This window comes from Enterobacter cloacae complex sp. SHL001 (assembly GCF_049236825.1).
In the GTDB taxonomy this organism is placed as follows: Bacteria; Pseudomonadota; Gammaproteobacteria; order Enterobacterales; family Enterobacteriaceae; genus Enterobacter; species Enterobacter hormaechei_C.
Genome location: NZ_JBMKIP010000004.1, coordinates 164,070 through 182,213, shown reverse-complemented (window position 1 = coordinate 182,213; position 18,144 = coordinate 164,070). Strand labels below are relative to the sequence as shown.

General features: G+C 56.0%; 14 protein-coding genes. 4 read left to right on the top strand and 10 right to left on the bottom strand.

Going from position 1 to position 18,144, the window contains the following annotated elements; genetic code table 11:
* Nucleotides 1-336 precede the first annotated feature (336 nt).
* The 3 genes from kefF (at nucleotide 337) to folA (ending at nucleotide 3,319) form a co-directional block, all read left to right on the top strand.
* Entirely contained in the window at nucleotides 337-867 is a 531-nt protein-coding gene (gene kefF, locus ACOTYH_RS12985; protein WP_017383806.1) for a glutathione-regulated potassium-efflux system oxidoreductase KefF, read from the top strand.
* A complete protein-coding gene (gene kefC, locus ACOTYH_RS12980) occupies nucleotides 860-2,725 on the top strand; it encodes a glutathione-regulated potassium-efflux system protein KefC (RefSeq protein WP_015572648.1) in 1,866 nt (621 codons plus the stop codon). The genes kefF and kefC overlap by 8 nt, the downstream gene beginning before the upstream one ends.
* Nucleotides 2,726-2,839: 114 nt before the next feature.
* Nucleotides 2,840-3,319, top strand: coding sequence for a type 3 dihydrofolate reductase (folA, locus tag ACOTYH_RS12975; protein ID WP_003856431.1), 480 nt, complete (start codon nucleotides 2,840-2,842; stop codon nucleotides 3,317-3,319).
* 39 nt (nucleotides 3,320-3,358) lie between these two features.
* Here folA and apaH read toward each other — a convergent pair whose 3' ends face one another.
* Genes apaH through lptD form a run of 6 tightly spaced genes read right to left on the bottom strand, consistent with a single transcriptional unit; the run spans nucleotide 3,359 to nucleotide 10,088 of the window.
* Entirely contained in the window at nucleotides 3,359-4,207 is an 849-nt protein-coding gene (gene apaH / locus ACOTYH_RS12970) for a bis(5'-nucleosyl)-tetraphosphatase (symmetrical) ApaH (RefSeq protein ID WP_015572649.1), read from the bottom strand.
* A 4-nt stretch (nucleotides 4,208-4,211) separates the two neighbouring features.
* A complete protein-coding gene (apaG, locus tag ACOTYH_RS12965; protein ID WP_003856425.1) occupies nucleotides 4,212-4,589 on the bottom strand; it encodes a Co2+/Mg2+ efflux protein ApaG in 378 nt (125 codons plus the stop codon).
* 3 nt (nucleotides 4,590-4,592) lie between these two features.
* Entirely contained in the window at nucleotides 4,593-5,414 is an 822-nt protein-coding gene (gene rsmA, locus ACOTYH_RS12960) for a 16S rRNA (adenine(1518)-N(6)/adenine(1519)-N(6))-dimethyltransferase RsmA (RefSeq protein WP_003856423.1), read from the bottom strand.
* The gene (gene pdxA, locus ACOTYH_RS12955) at nucleotides 5,411-6,397 is read right to left on the bottom strand and encodes a 4-hydroxythreonine-4-phosphate dehydrogenase PdxA (protein ID WP_017694531.1); all 987 of its coding nucleotides are present in this window, start codon (nucleotides 6,395-6,397) and stop codon (nucleotides 5,411-5,413) included. The genes rsmA and pdxA overlap by 4 nt, the downstream gene beginning before the upstream one ends.
* Nucleotides 6,397-7,683: a peptidylprolyl isomerase SurA gene (gene surA, locus ACOTYH_RS12950; protein ID WP_017383803.1), complete on the bottom strand. Its 1,287-nt coding sequence runs from the start codon at nucleotides 7,681-7,683 to the stop codon at nucleotides 6,397-6,399. The genes pdxA and surA overlap by 1 nt, the downstream gene beginning before the upstream one ends.
* Before the next feature lie 53 nt (nucleotides 7,684-7,736).
* On the bottom strand, nucleotides 7,737-10,088 hold the full coding sequence (gene lptD / locus ACOTYH_RS12945) for an LPS assembly protein LptD (protein WP_017383802.1): 2,352 nt from the start codon (nucleotides 10,086-10,088) through the stop codon (nucleotides 7,737-7,739).
* Between the two features lie 239 nt (nucleotides 10,089-10,327).
* Here lptD and djlA point away from each other — a divergent pair, with 239 nt between their 5' ends.
* Nucleotides 10,328-11,143 (top strand): co-chaperone DjlA, encoded by an 816-nt coding sequence (gene djlA, locus ACOTYH_RS12940; protein ID WP_015572652.1) that lies wholly within the window; start codon nucleotides 10,328-10,330, stop codon nucleotides 11,141-11,143.
* A 31-nt stretch (nucleotides 11,144-11,174) separates the two neighbouring features.
* Here the strand turns inward: djlA and rluA are convergent, their stop codons facing one another.
* The 4 genes from rluA to araD all read right to left on the bottom strand — a co-directional run bounded on the left by rluA (nucleotide 11,175) and on the right by araD (nucleotide 18,090).
* Nucleotides 11,175-11,834: a bifunctional tRNA pseudouridine(32) synthase/23S rRNA pseudouridine(746) synthase RluA gene (gene rluA / locus ACOTYH_RS12935; protein ID WP_045330172.1), complete on the bottom strand. Its 660-nt coding sequence runs from the start codon at nucleotides 11,832-11,834 to the stop codon at nucleotides 11,175-11,177.
* Between the two features lie 12 nt (nucleotides 11,835-11,846).
* The gene (rapA, locus tag ACOTYH_RS12930) at nucleotides 11,847-14,753 is read right to left on the bottom strand and encodes an RNA polymerase-associated protein RapA (protein WP_032670579.1); all 2,907 of its coding nucleotides are present in this window, start codon (nucleotides 14,751-14,753) and stop codon (nucleotides 11,847-11,849) included.
* A gap of 127 nt (nucleotides 14,754-14,880) precedes the next feature.
* The gene (polB, locus tag ACOTYH_RS12925) at nucleotides 14,881-17,238 is read right to left on the bottom strand and encodes a DNA polymerase II (protein WP_421637774.1); all 2,358 of its coding nucleotides are present in this window, start codon (nucleotides 17,236-17,238) and stop codon (nucleotides 14,881-14,883) included.
* Between the two features lie 156 nt (nucleotides 17,239-17,394).
* Complete coding sequence (araD, locus tag ACOTYH_RS12920; protein WP_023295910.1) at nucleotides 17,395-18,090, bottom strand: L-ribulose-5-phosphate 4-epimerase; 696 nt, start codon at nucleotides 18,088-18,090, stop codon at nucleotides 17,395-17,397.
* Nucleotides 18,091-18,144 lie beyond the last annotated feature (54 nt).

Below are 18,144 nucleotides of genomic sequence, written 5' to 3'. Positions count from 1 at the left end.
ACGTGTGTGAAACGTATATCGACCGCCTAAATAATGAGCTCAAAACAAAGAGCGTAAAATTATTATTTTTTCAATGGGTTATGTACAGACTGTTTTATTAAAGAATGACTTAAGGTCCTCTAAAAATATCTGTTGGCAATATGAGTTGTTACTATTATTTTGCGGCATGAATTTGTCGTACGCGTCGTTTTCTTTCTTTAGCGCCGTAATCGCTGTTAAGGTGGTGATGATTGCCAATACTTGCGATTTACTTTGAAGCGTAAGATGACCCCTTTAAGTCGGGGTGGTAACTGTCTACACTCATTGCTACAAGAAAAGTAAAAGACGGGCATATACATGATTCTGATAATTTATGCGCACCCCTATCCGCAGCACTCGCATGCGAATAAGCGGATGCTTGAGCAGGCAAGGACGCTTGAAAACGTAGAGATACGTTCCCTCTATCAACTCTATCCTGATTTCAATATCGATGTCGCCGCCGAACAGGAGGCGCTCTCCCGTGCCGATCTGATCGTCTGGCAGCATCCGATGCAGTGGTACAGCACGCCTCCGCTGCTGAAATTGTGGATCGACAAAGTTTTCTCCCACGGTTGGGCATATGGACACAACGGCAACGCGCTTCAGGGCAAAAGCCTGATGTGGGCTGTTACCACCGGCGGGGGGGAAAGCCACTTTGAGATTGGCGCCTTCCCCGGATTTGACGTGCTGGCGCAGCCGCTCCAGGCTACTGCCCTTTACTGCGGTCTGAACTGGCTTCCGCCTTTTGCGATGCACTGTACCTTTGTCTGCGACGATGAAACCTTGCAGGCGCAGGCTCGTCACTACAAACAACGTTTACTTGAGTGGCAGGAGACGCACAATGGATAGCCATACGCTGATACAGGCGCTGATTTACCTCGGCGCGGCGGCATTAATTGTGCCCGTGGCGGTTCGTCTGGGGCTGGGCTCGGTGCTCGGCTATCTGATTGCCGGGTGTGTGATTGGCCCCTGGGGCTTTCGGCTGGTGACGGATGCCGAGTCGATCCTGCATTTTGCGGAGATCGGCGTGGTGCTGATGCTGTTTGTGATTGGTCTGGAGCTGGATCCGCAGCGGCTGTGGAAACTGCGCGCCTCGGTGTTTGGCGGAGGCGCCCTGCAAATGCTGGCCTGCGGTCTGCTGTTGGGCGGGTTCTGCATTCTGCTGGGGATGGAGTGGAAAGTCGCAGAGCTGATCGGCATGACGCTGGCGCTCTCCTCGACGGCGATTGCCATGCAGGCAATGAACGAGCGTAACCTGACGGTGTCGCAAATGGGGCGCAGCACCTTCTCCGTACTGTTGTTCCAGGATATTGCCGCCATCCCGCTGGTGGCGATGATCCCGCTGCTGGCAACCAGCGGCGCATCAACGACGCTGGGAGCATTTGCCTTATCAGCGCTGAAGGTTGCCGGTGCGCTGGCGCTGGTTGTTCTGCTTGGTCGCTACGTAACGCGTCCGCTGCTGCGCTTTGTTGCTCGCTCTGGCCTGCGCGAAGTATTCAGCGCCGTTGCGTTATTCCTGGTGTTTGGTTTTGGATTGCTGCTGGAAGAGGCCGGGCTGTCGATGGCAATGGGCGCCTTCCTCGCGGGAGTCTTACTGGCAAGCTCCGAATACCGTCACGCGCTGGAAAGCGATATCGAGCCGTTTAAAGGATTGCTGCTGGGGCTGTTTTTCATCGGCGTCGGGATGTCTATCGACTTCGGGACGCTGGTAACCCATCCGCTGCGCATCATCATTCTGCTGGTGGGTTTCCTGGTCATTAAAATGGCGATGCTGTGGCTGATTGCCCGCCCGTTAAATGTGCCAAAACCGCAACGCCGCTGGTTTGCCGTGCTGCTGGGGCAGGGGAGTGAGTTTGCTTTCGTTGTCTTTGGCGCAGCGCAGATGGCAAATGTACTTGATCCGGAATGGGCAAAAGCGCTGACGCTGGCGGTTGCGCTGTCGATGGCCGCAACGCCGATCCTGCTGGTGCTGCTGACGCGTCTGGAGAAAACGGGAAGCGAACAGGAGCGAGAAGCCGATGAGATCGACGAGGAGCAGCCGCGGGTGATCATCGCCGGATTTGGCCGATTCGGGCAGATTACTGGCCGTTTACTGCTCTCCAGCGGAGTCAAAATGGTTATCCTCGATCACGATCCTGACCATGTCGATACGCTGCGTAAATTCGATATGAAAGTGTTTTACGGTGATGCGACCCGAGTTGATCTGCTGGAATCCGCCGGGGCGGCGAAAGCCGAGGTGTTGATTAATGCCATTGACGATCCAGAGACCAGTATGCAGATGGTTGAGCTGGTTAAAGAGCATTTTCCGCATCTGACCATTATCTCCCGTGCGCGCGATGTGGATCACTACATCCAGCTGCGTCAGGCGGGTGTGGCAGCCCCTGAACGTGAAACCTTCGAAGGGGCGCTCAAATCTGGCCGCATGGCGCTGGAAAGCCTGGGGCTTGGCGCGTATGAGGCACGTGAGCGTGCCGATCTGTTCCGCCGTTTTAATCATGAGATGGTGGAAGAGATGGTGGCGATGGCGAGCAGTACGGCAACCGAACGCGCTGCGGTGTTTAAACGCACCAGCACCATGCTGACGGAGATCATCAACGAGGATCGTAATCATCTGTCGCTGGTTCAGCGCCACGGCTGGCAAGGAACGGAAGAGGGCAAGCATACTGGTGATCCTGCGGATGAACCGGAGAGTAAACCCTCTGCGTGAAGTGGAGTTGCCAGCAATATTAAAAAATTTCTAATTCTTTACCCTGCCGCCAGTCGACGAAAGATTAAGCTTTCCGTATAGTGGCGGCAATTTTTTGCATCCGGGAAATTTTCAATGATCAGTCTGATTGCAGCGCTGGCGGTAGACCGCGTTATCGGCATGGAAAACGCCATGCCGTGGAACCTGCCTGCCGATCTCGCATGGTTTAAACGTACTACGTTAAACAAGCCGGTAGTGATGGGCCGCCTGACCTGGGAGTCGATTGGTCGTCCACTGCCGGGTCGTAAGAATATTGTGATCAGTAGCCAGCCGGGCACTGACGATCGCGTTCAGTGGGTTAAGTCCGTTGATGAAGCAATTGCCGCCTGCGGCGATGCCGAAGAGATCATGGTGATCGGCGGGGGGCGTGTGTATGAGCAGTTCCTGCCTAAAGCGCAGAAACTGTATCTGACGCACATTGATGCGGAAGTGGAAGGGGATACCCATTTCCCGGATTACGATCCGGACGAGTGGGAGTCCGTATTCAGTGAGTTTCACGATGCGGATGCGCAGAACTCACACAGCTACTGCTTCGAAATTCTGGAACGTCGTTAACGGTTTTATCCTCTCCCCGAAGGGAGAGGATAAACATCTTCAGGAGGCGACTGCCTCACCCTCGCCTAAGTCCAGCTGTCGGTTGGATGGCTGCACAAAGTAAGTTTTATCTTCCCAGCGTAAGCAGGTTAAATCCCCGCCCCAGCAGCATCCGGTATCCAGCGCATAGATATTTTCCGGGGTGCCTTTTCCTTCCAGCGATGCCCAGTGTCCAAATACCACACTGTATTCGTTTGTCACGGGGCCCGGAATCGCAAACCATGGCTTAAGCGGCGCAGGGGCATTTTCAGGCGTATCTTTGCAATACATATCCAGTTGCCCGTTCGGGAAGCAGTAGCGCATCCGCGTAAAAGCATTGGTGATAAAACGCAGTCGTGCCAGGCCGCTGAGGTCATCACTCCAGTTATTTGGCATGTCGCCGTACATCGCATCAAGGAAGAACGGGTAGGAGTCGCTCGCCAGCACCGCTTCGGCGTCGCGCGCGCAGGTTTTTGCCGTCTCAAGATCCCACTGAGGCGTGATGCCGGCATGCGCCATCACCAGTTTTTTCTCTTCGTCAATCTGTAGCAGCGGCTGGCGACGCAGCCAGTTGAGCAACTCATCGGCATCCGGTGCTTCCAGCAGGGGGGTAATGCGATCTTTCGGCTTATTACGGCTGATCCCGGCGTATACGGCCAGCAGATGCAGATCGTGGTTGCCCAGCACCATGCGCACGCTGTCACCCAGCGATTTGACATAGCGGAGGACGTCCAGGGAACCGGGACCGCGCGCCACTAAGTCGCCCGTCAGCCAGAGCGTGTCCTGCCCGGGGGTGAAGTCGACCTGTTTTAATAATGCGATCAGTTCATCGTAGCAACCGTGAACGTCGCCAATCAGATATGTAGACATTAGATTAATGAATAAGTGTAGGTACGGCGAGACGGAATACGGGAATAGCAATGCGGAAAGCATTGCCGTCGGCATCGACCATTTCATAATGGCCTTGCATGGTACCCAGCGGCGTTTCAATGACCGCGCCGCTGGTGTACTGATACTCTTCGCCAGGGGCGATATGGGGTTGTTCACCGACCACGCCTTCGCCCTGGACTTCAATTTCACGGCCATTGCCGTTGGTGATAAGCCAGTAGCGCCCGAGCAGTTGCACAGGCATCCGCCCCAGATTGCGAATGGTTACGGTATAAGCAAAGACAAAACGTTCTTCATCCGGTGTGGATTGGGACTCAATGTAGACGCTTTGAACCTGAACACAGACGCGGGGCGAATCAATCATGGCTTAGCTCTCCTTCGGCGGCGCATTGTCGCTGATGTAATTAGCCAGCTTGCAGTACTGCTCTACGGAAATATTTTCCGCACGCATTGCCGGGTCGATGCCCAACTCAGCTAATACGTCAACGGTAAACAGATTGCCAAGGCTGTTACGAATCGTTTTACGGCGCTGGTTAAAGGCTTCTGTCGTGATACGGCTCAGCACGCGCAGGTCTTTGACCGGGTACGGCATCGTTTTATGTGGCACCAGGCGCACAACCGCAGAATCTACCTTTGGCGGTGGCGTGAATGCGGAAGGCGGTACTTCTAATACCGGGATCACGTTGCAGTAATATTGCGCCATCACGCTTAAACGACCATACGCTTTACTGTTCGGCCCTGCAACCAGACGGTTAACGACCTCTTTTTGCAACATGAAGTGCATGTCGGCAATGGCATCAGTATAGCTAAACAGATGGAACATCAGCGGGGTGGAGATGTTGTACGGCAGGTTACCGAACACGCGCAGCGGCTGTCCCATTTTTTCTGACAGTTCGCCAAAGTTCATGGTCATCGCATCCTGCTGATAAATCGTCAGCTTCGGCCCGAGGAACGGGTGCGTTTGCAGACGCGCGGCCAGATCGCGGTCGAGTTCGATAACGGTCAGTTCGTCGAGGCGTTCGCCTACCGGCTCGGTCAGCGCGGCAAGACCCGGGCCGATTTCGACCATGGCCTGACCTTTCTGCGGATTAATGGCAGAAACGATACTGTCGATCACAAACTGATCGTTGAGGAAGTTTTGCCCGAAGCGTTTACGGGCTAAGTGGCCCTGATGGACTCGATTAGTCATTGAGTATTAACAATCATTTTGATGGCGAGATTAAGCGCCGTAATAAAACTGCCGACATCCGCTTTTCCCTGGCCTGCCAGATCCAGCGCAGTACCGTGGTCAACGGACGTTCGAATAAAGGGTAAACCGAGGGTGATATTCACCCCGCGGCCAAAGCCCTGGTATTTTAGCACGGGCAGACCCTGATCGTGGTACATCGCGAGTACGGCGTCGGCATTATCCAGGTATTTGGGCTGGAAAAGGGTGTCGGCAGGCAGAGGCCCGCTGAGGTTCATCCCCTTCGCCCGCATCTCCTCAAGCACCGGAATGATGGTGTCGATCTCTTCGGTGCCCATATGTCCGCCCTCACCCGCGTGCGGATTCAGGCCGCAAACCAGCACATGCGGCTGCGGAATGCCGAATTTGGTTTGCAGATCGTGATGCAAAATGCCAATGATCTCACGCAAGAGTTCAGGCGTAATGGCATCCGGAATGGCTTTGATCGGCAGGTGCGTTGTTACCAGCGCAACGCGCATTGCTTCGGTTGCCAGCATCATCACCACTTTCGGGCTGTGCGAACGCTCTTCGAAAAATTCGGTATGCCCGGTAAACGGAATGCCCGCGTCATTGATCACGCCTTTATGCACCGGACCGGTGATCAGGGCGGCAAATTCGCCCTGAAGGCAACCGTCACAGGCGCGCGCCAGCGTCTCGACAACGTAGTGGCCGTTTTCGGTGTGTAACTCACCGGGGACAACAGGCGCACGGAGCGGAACAGAAAGCAGGGTGAGAGTCCCCGCCTGCTGCGGTGCGGGCTGTTGGCCTTCAACGTAAGGGAGGAGCGTTAAAGGCAGACCGAGCAAAGCTGCCCGGTCTTGTAACAGTGTTGCATCTGCGCAGACAACCAACTCTACCGGCCAGCTGCGCTGGGCGAGCTGAACCACAAGGTCAGGCCCAATCCCGGCGGGTTCGCCGGGGGTGATCACAACACGATGCGGTATCATCAGTTGCTCAACACTTTCACGTAAGCGCTGGCGCGTTGTTCCTGCATCCAGGTTGCGGCTTCTTCAGAGAACTTACGGTTAAACAGCATGCGATACGCACGGTCTTTCTGCGCCGCGTCGGTTTTATCCACGTTGCGCGTGTCCATCAGCTGGATCAGATGCCAGCCGAAGGAGGAGTGCACCGGCGCGCTCATCTGGCCTTTATTCAGCTTCATTAACGCATCGCGGAAAGCCGGATCGTAAATATCCGCTGCCGCCCAACCCAGGTCACCGCCCTGGTTTGCAGAGCCAGGATCCTGAGAGAACTCTTTTGCCGCTTTATCGAAGGTGGTTTTACCGCTCTTGATGTCTGCCGCGATCTGTTCCAGCTTCGCACGAGCCTGATCGTCAGTCATGATCGGAGACGGCTTAAGCAGGATATGACGCGCATGCACTTCGGTAACCGAAATGTTCTGGCTCTGGCCGCGCAGGTCGTTCACTTTCAGAATGTGGAAGCCCACACCGGAACGGATTGGACCGACGATGTCGCCTTTCTTCGCCGTGCTCAGCGCCTGGGCAAACAGGGATGGCAGCTCCTGAATACGCCCCCAGCCCATCTGGCCGCCTTTCAGCGCCTGCTGGTCAGCGGAATAGGTGATCGCCAGCTTGCCGAAGTCATCGCCATTACGCGCCTGCTCAACGATAGCGCGCGCCTGGCTTTCCGCCTCAGCCGCCTGATCGGAGGTTGGGTTTTCCGGCAGTGGGATCAGGATGTGGCTCAGGTTAAGCTCGGTGCTGGCATCATTCTGATTCCCTACCTGTTTTGCCAGGGCATCCACTTCCTGAGGCAGGATGGTGACGCGGCGACGGACTTCATTGTTACGCACTTCTGAAATCAGCATCTCTTTACGGATCTGATTACGGTAGGTGGCATAGCTGATGCCGTCATAGGCCAGGCGGCTACGCATCTGATCCGGGGTAATGTTGTTCTGCTTTGCAATGTTGGCGATCGCCTGATCGAGCTGCTCGTCAGAGATCGTCACGCCCATTTTCTGGCCCATCTGAAGAACAATCTGATCCATGATCAGACGCTCCAGGATCTGGTGGCGCAGCGTAGCGTCATCCGGAAGCTGTTGACCTGCTTCGCCCGAGTTGAGCTTTACAGATTTCATCAAACCGTCAACGTCACTTTCAAGCACGACGCCGTTGTTAACCACAGCCGCGACTTTATCGACAACCTGTGGGGCCGCGAAGCTGGTATTCGCAACCATAGCGACACCGAGTAGCAGCGTTTTCCAGTTCTTCATACTTTTTCCATTTCAATTAACCGCAAAGCGGATTACGTTGTAAATCAAGCACATTACAATGAACTACGATACGGCAGAATGTTCGAGCGCAGCATCTGCTGCGTGCCCAGACCGTAGTTAGAACTCAGGCCGCGCAACTCGATATTAAAGCCGATCACGTTATCATATTTGCCCTGACTGTTTTGCGTATCCCAGCCGTTAAGTTTGCGTTCGTAACCGACACGTATTGCGTAACAGCAGGAGTTGTATTGCAGACCCAGCATCTGGTCAGCAGGTTTTTGGGCATTCGTGTCATAGTAGTAGGCCCCGACGACTGACCAACGATCGGCGATCGGCCAGCTCGCGGCGGTACCCACCTGTGAAATACCGTCTTTGTATTGGTCTGTATTCGCATAGTTTGGCAGCGTCGCCTGGATATACTCCGGGCTGGCGTAACGGTACGTCAACTGCAACATGCGGTCTTCATCACGACGGTATTCGATGGCTGCGCTGCCCGTCGCGATATTGTCCAGTCGTGTATCGTACTGAACACCACCGCGCAGACCCCAACGATCCGTCATGCGCCAGTAGGTGTCGCCCGCCCATACCAGTGAGCCCGTTTTGTTGTCTTTCTCCCAGTTAATGTCGTCATCACCGGTACGAGACTCGGTGAAATAGTAGATTTGACCAACAGAAACGTTAAAACGTTCAACGGCAGCATCATCATATACGCGCGTTGTGACGCCAGTCGTTAACTGGTTAGCAGACGCAATACGGTCAAGCCCGCCGTAGGTACGGTCACGGAACAGGCCGCTGTAGTCTGATTGCAGGAAGGAAGAGTCGTAGTTTTGAATTTTGCTCTGATCGCGATAAGGCACATACAGATACTGCATACGCGGCTCAAGCGTCTGGGTGTATCCATCGGCGAGAAGGCCCATATCACGTTCGAAGATCAGCTTCCCGTCCATTTTGAATTGCGGAAGCGTACGGTTTACCGACTCTTCAAGATCGGTGCCATAGCGTTTGTTATACCAGTCCAGATTTTTCTGCTGGTAGTGGGTGGCCATCAGCTTAGCTTCGGTATTCAGGCTCGCCCAGTCGTTTGACCACGGCAGATTGATCGTCGGCTCGATATGCAGACGCGTTGATTCCGGCATATCCGAGTTGGTGTTGACGAAATGGACCGCCTGAGCATAAACGCGCGTGTCGAAAGGACCCACATCGTTCTGGTACCAGTTCACGTCCAGCTGCGGCTCGGCACCATAGGTACTACGCGATTGTGTATCAAATACCTGGAACTGTTTGGTCGACACCGTCGCGTCAAAGTTCTCAATGGCGTAGCCTACGCTGAATTTCTGCGTGGCGTAACCGTCGGTACTGGAGCCGTATTTAGAATCAAAGTCGTTGAAGTAATACGGATCGCTGACTTTGGTGTAGTCGATGTTGAAGCGCCACACCTGATCCAATACCCCGGCGTGCTTCCAGTAGTACATCCAGCGGTGCTTATCACCTTCGCTCGGATGCTCGTCCTGGAACACCTTATCTGATGGCAGATAATCAAATTCCATCAGGCCCGCGCCCGCCTTGGTCAGATAGCGGAATTCGTTCTCCCACATGATGTTACCGCGCTTATGGATATAGTGCGGCGTGATCGTGGCGTCCATGTTGGGCGCAATGTTCCAGTAGTACGGCAGGTAGAACTCAAAGTAGTTCGACGTGCTGTACTTGGCGTTCGGGATCAGGAAACCTGAACGACGTTTGTCACCCACAGGCAGTTGCAGGTAAGGGCTATAGAAAATGGGCACCGGGCCGAGTTTAAAACGGGCGTTCCAGATCTCTGCAACCTGTTCTTCACGGTCGTGGATCACTTCACTGCCCACAACGCTCCAGGTATTTGACCCTGGCAAACAGGAGGTAAACGTGCCGTTTTCGAGAATGGTGTAGCGGTTTTCGCCGCGCTGCTTCATCAGGTCCGCGGTACCGCGCCCCTGACGACCGACCATCTGGTAATCACCTTCCCAGACGTTGGTGTCTTTGGTATTCAGATTCGACCAGGCTTTCGGACCTTTCAGGATGACCTGATTGTCGTCATAGTGCACATTACCCAGCGCATCCACCGTACGGACAGGCGCCTGAGCACCTTCCGGTTGCTTCTGGTGCAATTGCACTTCGTCAGCAAGCAGGCGACTGTTTCCCTGGTTAATATCGACATTGCCCGTAAAGGTCGCATTGTCAGGATAATTACCTTTTGCGCTGTCGGCATTAATGGTGACGGGTAAGTCATTCGTATCGCCTTTCACCAGTGGGCGATTGTAACTTGGGACGCCAAGCATACACTGCGAGGCGAGATCGGCTGCGAGCCCCTGTTGGCTATACAGGGCGGTGCCAATCATTGTGGCCAGAAGGGTGGGGATACGTTTTTTCATACGTTGTATTTTATTGTTCCGTCATCAGTGGCTACGGCTTACAAACGCTCAGAGACTATCTTACTCATCAGCGCAGTACCAGCGTTAATCCTGCCCGTTTGCGCGCCAGAGTGTTAGGCTCGCTATCGAATGACGAGTATGATAATGCAAATTATAGGCGATGTCCCTCAATTGACCGTGGCGCGACCACTGTAATGATGGCGTTGCGTCGGCCAGGAACATGACCATTCGGGGAGTATATGCAGTATTGGGGTAAAATAATCGGCGTTGCGTTCGCAATTATTATGGGTGCCGGATTCTGGGGTGTCGTTCTTGGCCTCATTATCGGCCATATGTTTGATAAAGCACGCAGCCGCAAAATGGCCTGGTTTGCCAACCAGCGTGAGCGCCAGTCACTCTTTTTCTCCACCACCTTCGAGGTGATGGGGCACTTAACCAAATCAAAAGGACGCGTAACGGAAGCCGATATTCAGGTGGCCAGCGTCTTTATGGATCGCATGAATCTGCACGGCGAATCCCGCATCGCGGCGCAGAATGCGTTCCGGATTGGTAAATCAGATCACTACCCGCTGCGTGAAAAAATGCGGCAGTTCCGTAGCATCTGTTTCGGGCGTTTTGATTTAATTCGGATGTTTCTGGAAATTCAAATCCAGGCCGCCTTCGCGGATGGCTCTCTGCATCCGAATGAACGGGACGTCCTGTATGTGATTGCTGAAGAGTTGGGCATTTCCCGCATGCAGTTCGATCAGTTCCTGCGCATGATGCAGGGCGGCGCGCACTTTGGCGGCGGTTATCAGCAGCAATCGTCCGGCGGCGGCTGGCAGCAGGCGCAGCGTGGCCCTACGCTTGAAGATGCCTGTAACGTCCTCGGCGTGAAGCCGTCTGACGATGTTACGACCATCAAACGCGCCTATCGTAAGCTGATGAGCGAGCACCATCCGGATAAGCTGGTGGCGAAAGGCCTGCCGCCAGAGATGATGGAGATGGCGAAACAGAAAGCGCAGGAAATCCAGAAAGCCTACGAGCTAATTAAAGAGCAGAAAGGTTTTAAATAAAAAAATGGCCCGACAGTGTCGGGCCATTTTTTCAGAAGTCCACCGGGGCTTTGAACGTCATGGCGTTGCCGAAAGCAGGGTGGGTGATAGTGAGCGTCTGCGCATGCAGTTGCAGGCGCGGCGCTAACGCCAGCGCTTCCGGCGGCGCATAGAATCTGTCCCCCAGAATGGGGTGACCCATCGCAAGCATATGCACACGCAGCTGGTGGGAGCGCCCGGTAATCGGCTTCAGCAGGACGCGCGCGGTGTTATCCGGCGCGTACTCCAGCACTTCATACTCGGTTTGCGCGGCCTTGCCGGTTTCGTAACACACCTTCTGCTTTGGCCGGTTCGGCCAGTCGCAAATCAGCGGTAAATCCACCAGCCCTTCCGCCTGCGCCGGATGGCCCCAGACGCGCGCGACATACTGTTTCTTCGGCTCGCGCTCGCGGAACTGACGCTTCAGCTCGCGTTCTGCCGCTTTATTCAGAGCCACCACAATCACGCCGCTGGTCGCCATATCCAGACGATGGACAGACTCGGCCTGGGGATAATCACGCTGGATACGCGTCATCACGCTGTCTTTATGCTCTTCCAGACGCCCCGGCACGGACAACAGGCCGCTCGGCTTATTGACCACCATAATGTGCTCGTCCTGATACAGAATGACCAGCCACGGATCCACCGGGGGATTGTAGGGCTCCATTACCATCTTGCGCTCCGCTTACTGATGCGTCACAACGATAAGACGCAGGGCGTCGAGACGCCATCCCGCCTGATTCAGGCTTTCCAGCACCTGCTGGCGGTTGCTCTCAATGGCGGCCAGCTCATCGTCACGAATGTTAGGGTTCACTGCTTTCAACGCTTCCAGACGCGACAGCTCGGCAGAAAGCTTCTCATCGGCTTCGCTACGCGCCGCATCGATCAGCACTCTGGCCGCTTTTTCGGCCTGGGCTTCACCCAGTTGCAGAATGGCATGCACGTCCTGCTGCACCGCATTCACCAGCTTACTGCCGGTATGGCGGTTCACCGCGCTCAGCTGACGGTTGAAGCTTTCAAACTCCACCTGGCCGGCCAGGTTCGTACCGTTTTTATCCAGCAACAGACGCACCGGGGTTGGCGGCAGGAAGCGGTTAAGCTGAAGCTGTTTCGGCGCCTGCGCTTCCACAACGTAGATCAGCTCCACCAGCAGCGTGCCCACAGGCAAGGCTTTGTTCTTCAACAGGGAGATGGTGCTGCTGCCGGTATCGCCGGAGAGGATCAGATCCAGACCGTTGCGGATCAGCGGGTGCTCCCAGGTGATGAACTGTGCATCTTCGCGGGACAGCGCCACATCACGCTCAAAGGTGATGGTGCAGCCGTCTTCCGGCAGGCCCGGGAAATCCGGCACCAGCATATGATCGGACGGGGTCAGCACGATCATGTTCTCGCCGCGATCGTCCTGGTTAATGCCGACGATGTCGAACAGGTTCATGGAGAAGCTGATCAGGCTGGTGTCATCGTCCTGTTCTTCGATACTTTCGGCCAGCTGCTGCGCTTTTTCACCGCCGTTGGAGTGGATCTCCAGCAGGCGATCGCGACCCTGCTCCAGCTGAGCTTTCAGCGCGTCGTGCTTCTCTCGACAGGATTTGATCAGCTCATCAAAGCCCTCGGTGTTTTCCGGAGCCGCGAGGTAACCGATCAGGTCTGCATGCACCTGATCGTAAATGGTGCGGCCGGTCGGGCAGGTATGTTCAAACGCATCCAGGCCTTCGTGGTACCAGCGAACCAGAACGGACTGGGCGGTTTTCTCCAGATACGGAACGTGGATCTGAATATCGTGCGCCTGACCGATACGATCCAGACGGCCGATACGCTGCTCCAGCAGATCCGGGTTAAACGGCAGATCGAACATCACCAGATTGCTGGCGAACTGGAAGTTACGGCCTTCAGAACCGATTTCGGAGCACAGCAGAACCTGCGCGCCGCTGTCCTCTTCACTAAACCACGCCGCAGCGCGGTCGCGCTCGATAATAGACATGCCTTCATGGAACACGGCGGCGCGAATACCTTCGCGCTCGCGCAGCACTTGTTCAAGTTGCAGGGCGGTGGCTGCCTTGGCGCAGATCACCAGCACCTTCCGGGAACGGTGCGCGGTCAGATAACCCATTAACCACTCCACGCGCGGATCGAAGTTCCACCAGGTGCCGGTGTCGCCTTCAAATTCCTGATAAATTTGCTCCGGGTAGAGCATATCGCGCGCGCGATCTTCCGCTGATTTACGGGTGCCCATAATGCCGGAGACTTTAATCGCCGTCTGGTACTGGGTCGGCAGCGGCAGTTTGATGGTGTGCAGCTCGCGTTTCGGGAAGCCTTTCACGCCGTTACGGGTGTTGCGGAACAGCACGCGGCTGGTGCCGTGACGGTCCATCAGCATGTCGATCAGCTCTTTACGCGCAGATCCCGCATTATCGCTGTCGCTGTTCGCGGCCTGAAGCAGCGGCTCAATATCCTGCTCGCCGATCAGATCGCTGAGGGTGTTAAGTTCATCATTAGAGAGACGATTACCGGCCAGCAGCAGCGCGACGGCGTCCGCCACCGGACGGTAGTTTTTCTGCTCTTCAACAAACTGCTCAAAATCGTGGAATCGGTTCGGATCGAGCAGGCGCAGACGGGCGAAGTGGCTCTCAAGACCCAGCTGCTCCGGGGTGGCGGTCAGAAGCAGAACGCCCGGTACGCGCTCGGCAAGCTGCTCAATCGCCATGTATTCACGGCTTGGCGCATCTTCGCTCCAGACGAGGTGGTGCGCTTCGTCGACGACCATCAGATCCCATTCTGCGTCGCACAGGTGCTCCAGGCGCTGCTTGCTGCGGCGCACGAAGTCCAGGGAACAAATGACCAGCTGTTCGGTTTCAAACGGGTTGTCCGCGTCGTGCTGGGCTTCGGCATAGCGCTCGTCGTCGAACAGGGAGAAGCGCAGGTTAAAGCGGCGCAGCATCTCGACCAGCCACTGGTGTTGCAGCGTTTCCGGCACCACAATCAGCACGCGCTCGGCAGCGCCAGAGAGCAGCTGCTGGTGCAGGATCATGCCTGCTTCGATGGTTTTACCCAGGCCCACTTCGTCAGCCAGCAGCACGCGAGGCGCATGGCGGCGGCCCACGTCATGGGCGATATTCAGCTGATGGGGAATAAGGCTGGTACGCTGGCCGCGCAGGCCGCTCCACGGCATGCGGTACTGTTCACTCTGGAACTTACGCGCGCGGTAGCGCAGGGAGAAGCGATCCATTCGGTCGATTTGCCCGGCAAACAGACGGTCCTGCGGCTTGCTGAAAACCAGTTTGCTGTCGAGCAGCACTTCACGCAGGATAACATTCGTCTCGTCGGTATCAAGACGCGTTCCAATGTAGGCGAGCAGTCCATTCTCTTCTTTTACGTCTTCAACCTTCAGCTGCCAGCCTTCGTGGCTGGTCACGGTGTCGCCCGGATTGAACATTACGCGGGTAACAGGGGAGTCATTGCGAGCGTACAGGCGGTTTTCACCGGTAGCAGGGAAAAGGAGGGTAACCATGCGCGCATCGACGGCAACGACGGTTCCTAATCCAAGTTCGCTTTCTGTATCGCTGATCCAGCGTTGACCAAGTGTAAAAGGCATAGTTGTTCGGCTCTAATCTTTAATTGCAGGCAATAGTTCGACCCCGTCAAAAAAGACGGTCATCGAAAAATGGGTCCGGGAATGGAAAGGGCGCTATGGTACTGGATGGCAACGGTTTCGTCACGCGTCAAAATAGCCCAAGTTGTCCTGTCACTAGTGTAGCAAAGTCGTCATTGATGAACGGTAAAATTCCCTCCGCAACCGGCTGAAGCTGGCGGGTCAGGTAGTGATCGTAATCGAGCGGAGACTGCTGGTAATCAACGGGTTCCGGGCCGTTAGTTGTCCAGACGTATTTGATCGTACCCCGGTTCTGATACTGCGGCGCACGGCCCCGCCGAACATTCTCTTCATCCGCCAGCCGCGCGGCGCGTACGTGGGGAGGAACGTTACGTTGATATTCGGCCAGCGGGCGGCGCAGGCGCTTGCGATACACCAGCTGGTCATCCAGCTCACCCGCCATCAGGCTGGCGATGGTGTCGCGCACGTAGTCCTGATAGGGCTCGTTGCGAAACACCCGCAGGTAGAGCGTCTGCTGGAACTGCTGCGCCAGTGGCGTCCAGTCGGTGCGCACCGTCTCCAGCCCTTTAAAGACCATCCGCTGCGTGTCACCTTCCTGAATCAGCCCGGCGTAGCGCTTCTTGCTGCCCTGGTCGGTTCCGCGAATGGTCGGCATTAAAAAGCGGGCAAAATGGGTTTCAAACTCCAGCTCTAACGCGCTGGTTAACCGCTCTTTTTGCAAATTTTCGCGCCACCAGTCGTTCACGTAGGCGACCAGTTCTTTGCCGATTCGCGCGGCGTCGTCTTCTGAATGGGCCGCTTTCAGCCAGACAAAGGTGGAGTCGGTATCGCCATAAATAACGTCATAGCCCCGGGATTCAATCAGCGCTTTGGTCTGGCGCATAATGTCGTGCCCGCGCATGGTGATGGAAGACGCCAGCCGGGGATCAAAGAAGCGGCAGGCGCTGGTACCCAGCACGCCGTAAAAGGCGTTCATAATGATTTTCAGCGCCTGTGAGAGCGGCTTGTTGCCGTGGCGTTTCGCCTCGTCGCGGCCGTGCCAGATGTTTCCCACAATTTCGGGCAGGCAGTGTTTTTTCCGCGAGAAGCGAGCTCCAAGAAACCCTTCGGTGCTGTGCGCATCGTCTGGCTGGGCCATCCCCTCCACCAGCCCCACCGGATCAATCAGAAACGTGCGGATAATTGACGGGTACAGGCTTTTATAATCCAGCACCAGCACCGAGTCATACAGTCCGGGCCGTGAATCCATCACGTAACCGCCGGGGCTGGCCTGCGGCGGCACGTCGCCGAGATTAGGGGCGACATAGCCCGCCCGGTGCATCCGCGGGAAATAGAGGTGGCTGAAGGCCGCTACCGAGCCGCCGTGCCTGTCGACCGCGAGACCGTTCACCGTTGCGCGTTCCAGCAGGAACGGCATGATCTCGGTTTTGTGGAAGATCTGCGTCACCAGCTCGCAATCTTTCAGGTTATAGGTAGCGAGCGCCGGTTTATCCTCGTTAAAGCGCCGGTCGATCTCGTCCATTCGGTCCCAGGGATTGTCGATGGATTTACCTTCGCCGAGCAGTTCCTGGGCGACCGCTTCCAGCGAGAAGGAAGAGAAGTTCCAGAAGGCGGATTTCAGCGCCTCGATGCCGTCGATAATCAGGCGACCATTGGCCTGCGCGAAGAAAACACCGTTCTTAAAACCGTGCTCACGCCACTCCAGCTCACTATTGCCGCGCCCCAGAATCAGCGGGATACGGTAACGCTCGGCATGTTTTTGCAGCACGCGCAGGTCAAACTGCACCACGTTCCAGCCGATCAGCACGTCCGGGTCGTGCTCGGCAAACCACTGGTTAAGCTTCTCCAGCAGTTGCGGGCGGCTGTTGACGTACTCCAGATTAAAATCCAGCGCGGACGCATCGCCGTTCGGCGGCCCGAGCATATAGACAACCCGCTGCCCACAGCCTTCCAGGCCAATGCAGTACAGTTCGCCATGGCGGGTGGTTTCAATATCCAGCGACACCCACTTTAGCGGCGGGCGATAGTGCGGATTAGGCTTCAGGCGCGCGTTAACGATCCTGCCGTTTTGCGCGGTGCCATCTACCCAGACGGGGGCGGTGATAAACCGCTCCATCAGAAAGCGTTCAGGCGGGCGAATGTCGGCCTCGTAAAGCGTCACGCCTACTTCACGAAGCAGCTTTTCATAGCGCATCAACTGGCGATGGGCGCGGCAGTAGAGGCCGTAAACTGGCTGGCGGTGGAAATCTTTCAGCTGAAGCGGCGTAAGGCGCCAGTTGTTTTCGCCGCGTAGCAGTTGTTTCACTTTCTCGACGTGAGCTTCAGGAATAAAGGCCACGGACTCCTGCGGCGGGAGCGTAACGTTTAGCGGGCCGTTGTCCGTTGCCAGCCAGAATTCAACCTCAGTACCCTGAGGGGTATCCCGCCAGTGTCTGGTCAGTAAAAAGCCTTCTTGCGCCTGCGTCACGGCGTTATCCCATAAAACAAAACCAGGCCTGATTATAGCCTGGTTGAGGGGTGTTTGCTGGGGTTTTATACAGTGCCCGTTCCGCCGGATGGCGCTGCGCTTATCCGGCCTACAGGTTCCGCAGGCCCGGTAAGCGCAGCGTCACCGGGCAGGGGTTTACTGCCCGTAGTAGGCTTTCGCACCGTGCTTACGCAGGTAATGCTTATCCAGCAGGGTTTGCTGCATATCCGGCAGCTGCGGTGCCAGCTGGCGGCAGAAGATCCCCATATAGGCGACTTCCTCCAGCACGATCGCGTTGTGCACCGCGTCCTCCGCGTTTTTACCCCAGGCAAACGGGCCGTGGGAGTGCACCAGCACGCCGGGCATTTGCGCCGCGTCGATTCCCTGTTTTTCGAAGGTTTCGACAATCACGTTCCCCGTTTCCCATTCGTACTCACCGCCGATCTCCGCATCGGTCATCAGACGCGTGCAGGGAATGGTGCCGTAAAAGTAGTCCGCGTGGGTGGTGCCGGTGGCCGGAATAGGCTGGCCCGCCTGCGCCCAGATGGTCGCGTGACGCGAATGGGTATGCACAATCCCGCCGATGGTCGGGAAGGCCTGATACAGCAGGCGATGAGTGGGCGTATCGGAGGAGGGCTTTTTATTGCCTTCAACCACTTCACCCGTTTCGATGCTGACCACCACCATGTCTTCTGCGGTCATTACCGTGTAATCCACGCCGGAAGGCTTGATCACGAACACCCCTTTTTCCCGGTCAACGGCGCTGACGTTGCCCCATGTCAGGGTTACGAGGTTATGTTTTGGCAGCGCCAGGTTGGCTTCGAGTACCTGACGTTTGAGATCTTCTAACATTGTCGTCTCCTGCCGGATGGCGCTACGCTTATCCGGCCTACAGAACCGTAGGCC

Excerpts from the sequence above, each read along its gene's own strand:
- kefC (WP_015572648.1), top strand. The coding sequence starts at position 860 with ATGGATAGCCATACGCTGATACAGGCGCTGATTTACCTCGGCGCGGCG.
- rsmA (WP_003856423.1), bottom strand. The coding sequence starts at position 5,414 with ATGACTAATCGAGTCCATCAGGGCCACTTAGCCCGTAAACGCTTCGGG.
- apaH (WP_015572649.1), bottom strand. The coding sequence starts at position 4,207 with ATGTCTACATATCTGATTGGCGACGTTCACGGTTGCTACGATGAACTG.
- pdxA (WP_017694531.1), bottom strand. The coding sequence starts at position 6,397 with ATGATACCGCATCGTGTTGTGATCACCCCCGGCGAACCCGCCGGGATT.
- kefF (WP_017383806.1), top strand. The coding sequence starts at position 337 with ATGATTCTGATAATTTATGCGCACCCCTATCCGCAGCACTCGCATGCG.
- surA (WP_017383803.1), bottom strand. The coding sequence starts at position 7,683 with ATGAAGAACTGGAAAACGCTGCTACTCGGTGTCGCTATGGTTGCGAAT.
- djlA (WP_015572652.1), top strand. The coding sequence starts at position 10,328 with ATGCAGTATTGGGGTAAAATAATCGGCGTTGCGTTCGCAATTATTATG.
- rapA (WP_032670579.1), bottom strand. The coding sequence starts at position 14,753 with ATGCCTTTTACACTTGGTCAACGCTGGATCAGCGATACAGAAAGCGAA.
- araD (WP_023295910.1), bottom strand. The coding sequence starts at position 18,090 with ATGTTAGAAGATCTCAAACGTCAGGTACTCGAAGCCAACCTGGCGCTG.
- rluA (WP_045330172.1), bottom strand. The coding sequence starts at position 11,834 with ATGGTAATGGAGCCCTACAATCCCCCGGTGGATCCGTGGCTGGTCATT.
- folA (WP_003856431.1), top strand. The coding sequence starts at position 2,840 with ATGATCAGTCTGATTGCAGCGCTGGCGGTAGACCGCGTTATCGGCATG.
- apaG (WP_003856425.1), bottom strand. The coding sequence starts at position 4,589 with ATGATTGATTCGCCCCGCGTCTGTGTTCAGGTTCAAAGCGTCTACATT.
- lptD (WP_017383802.1), bottom strand. The coding sequence starts at position 10,088 with ATGAAAAAACGTATCCCCACCCTTCTGGCCACAATGATTGGCACCGCC.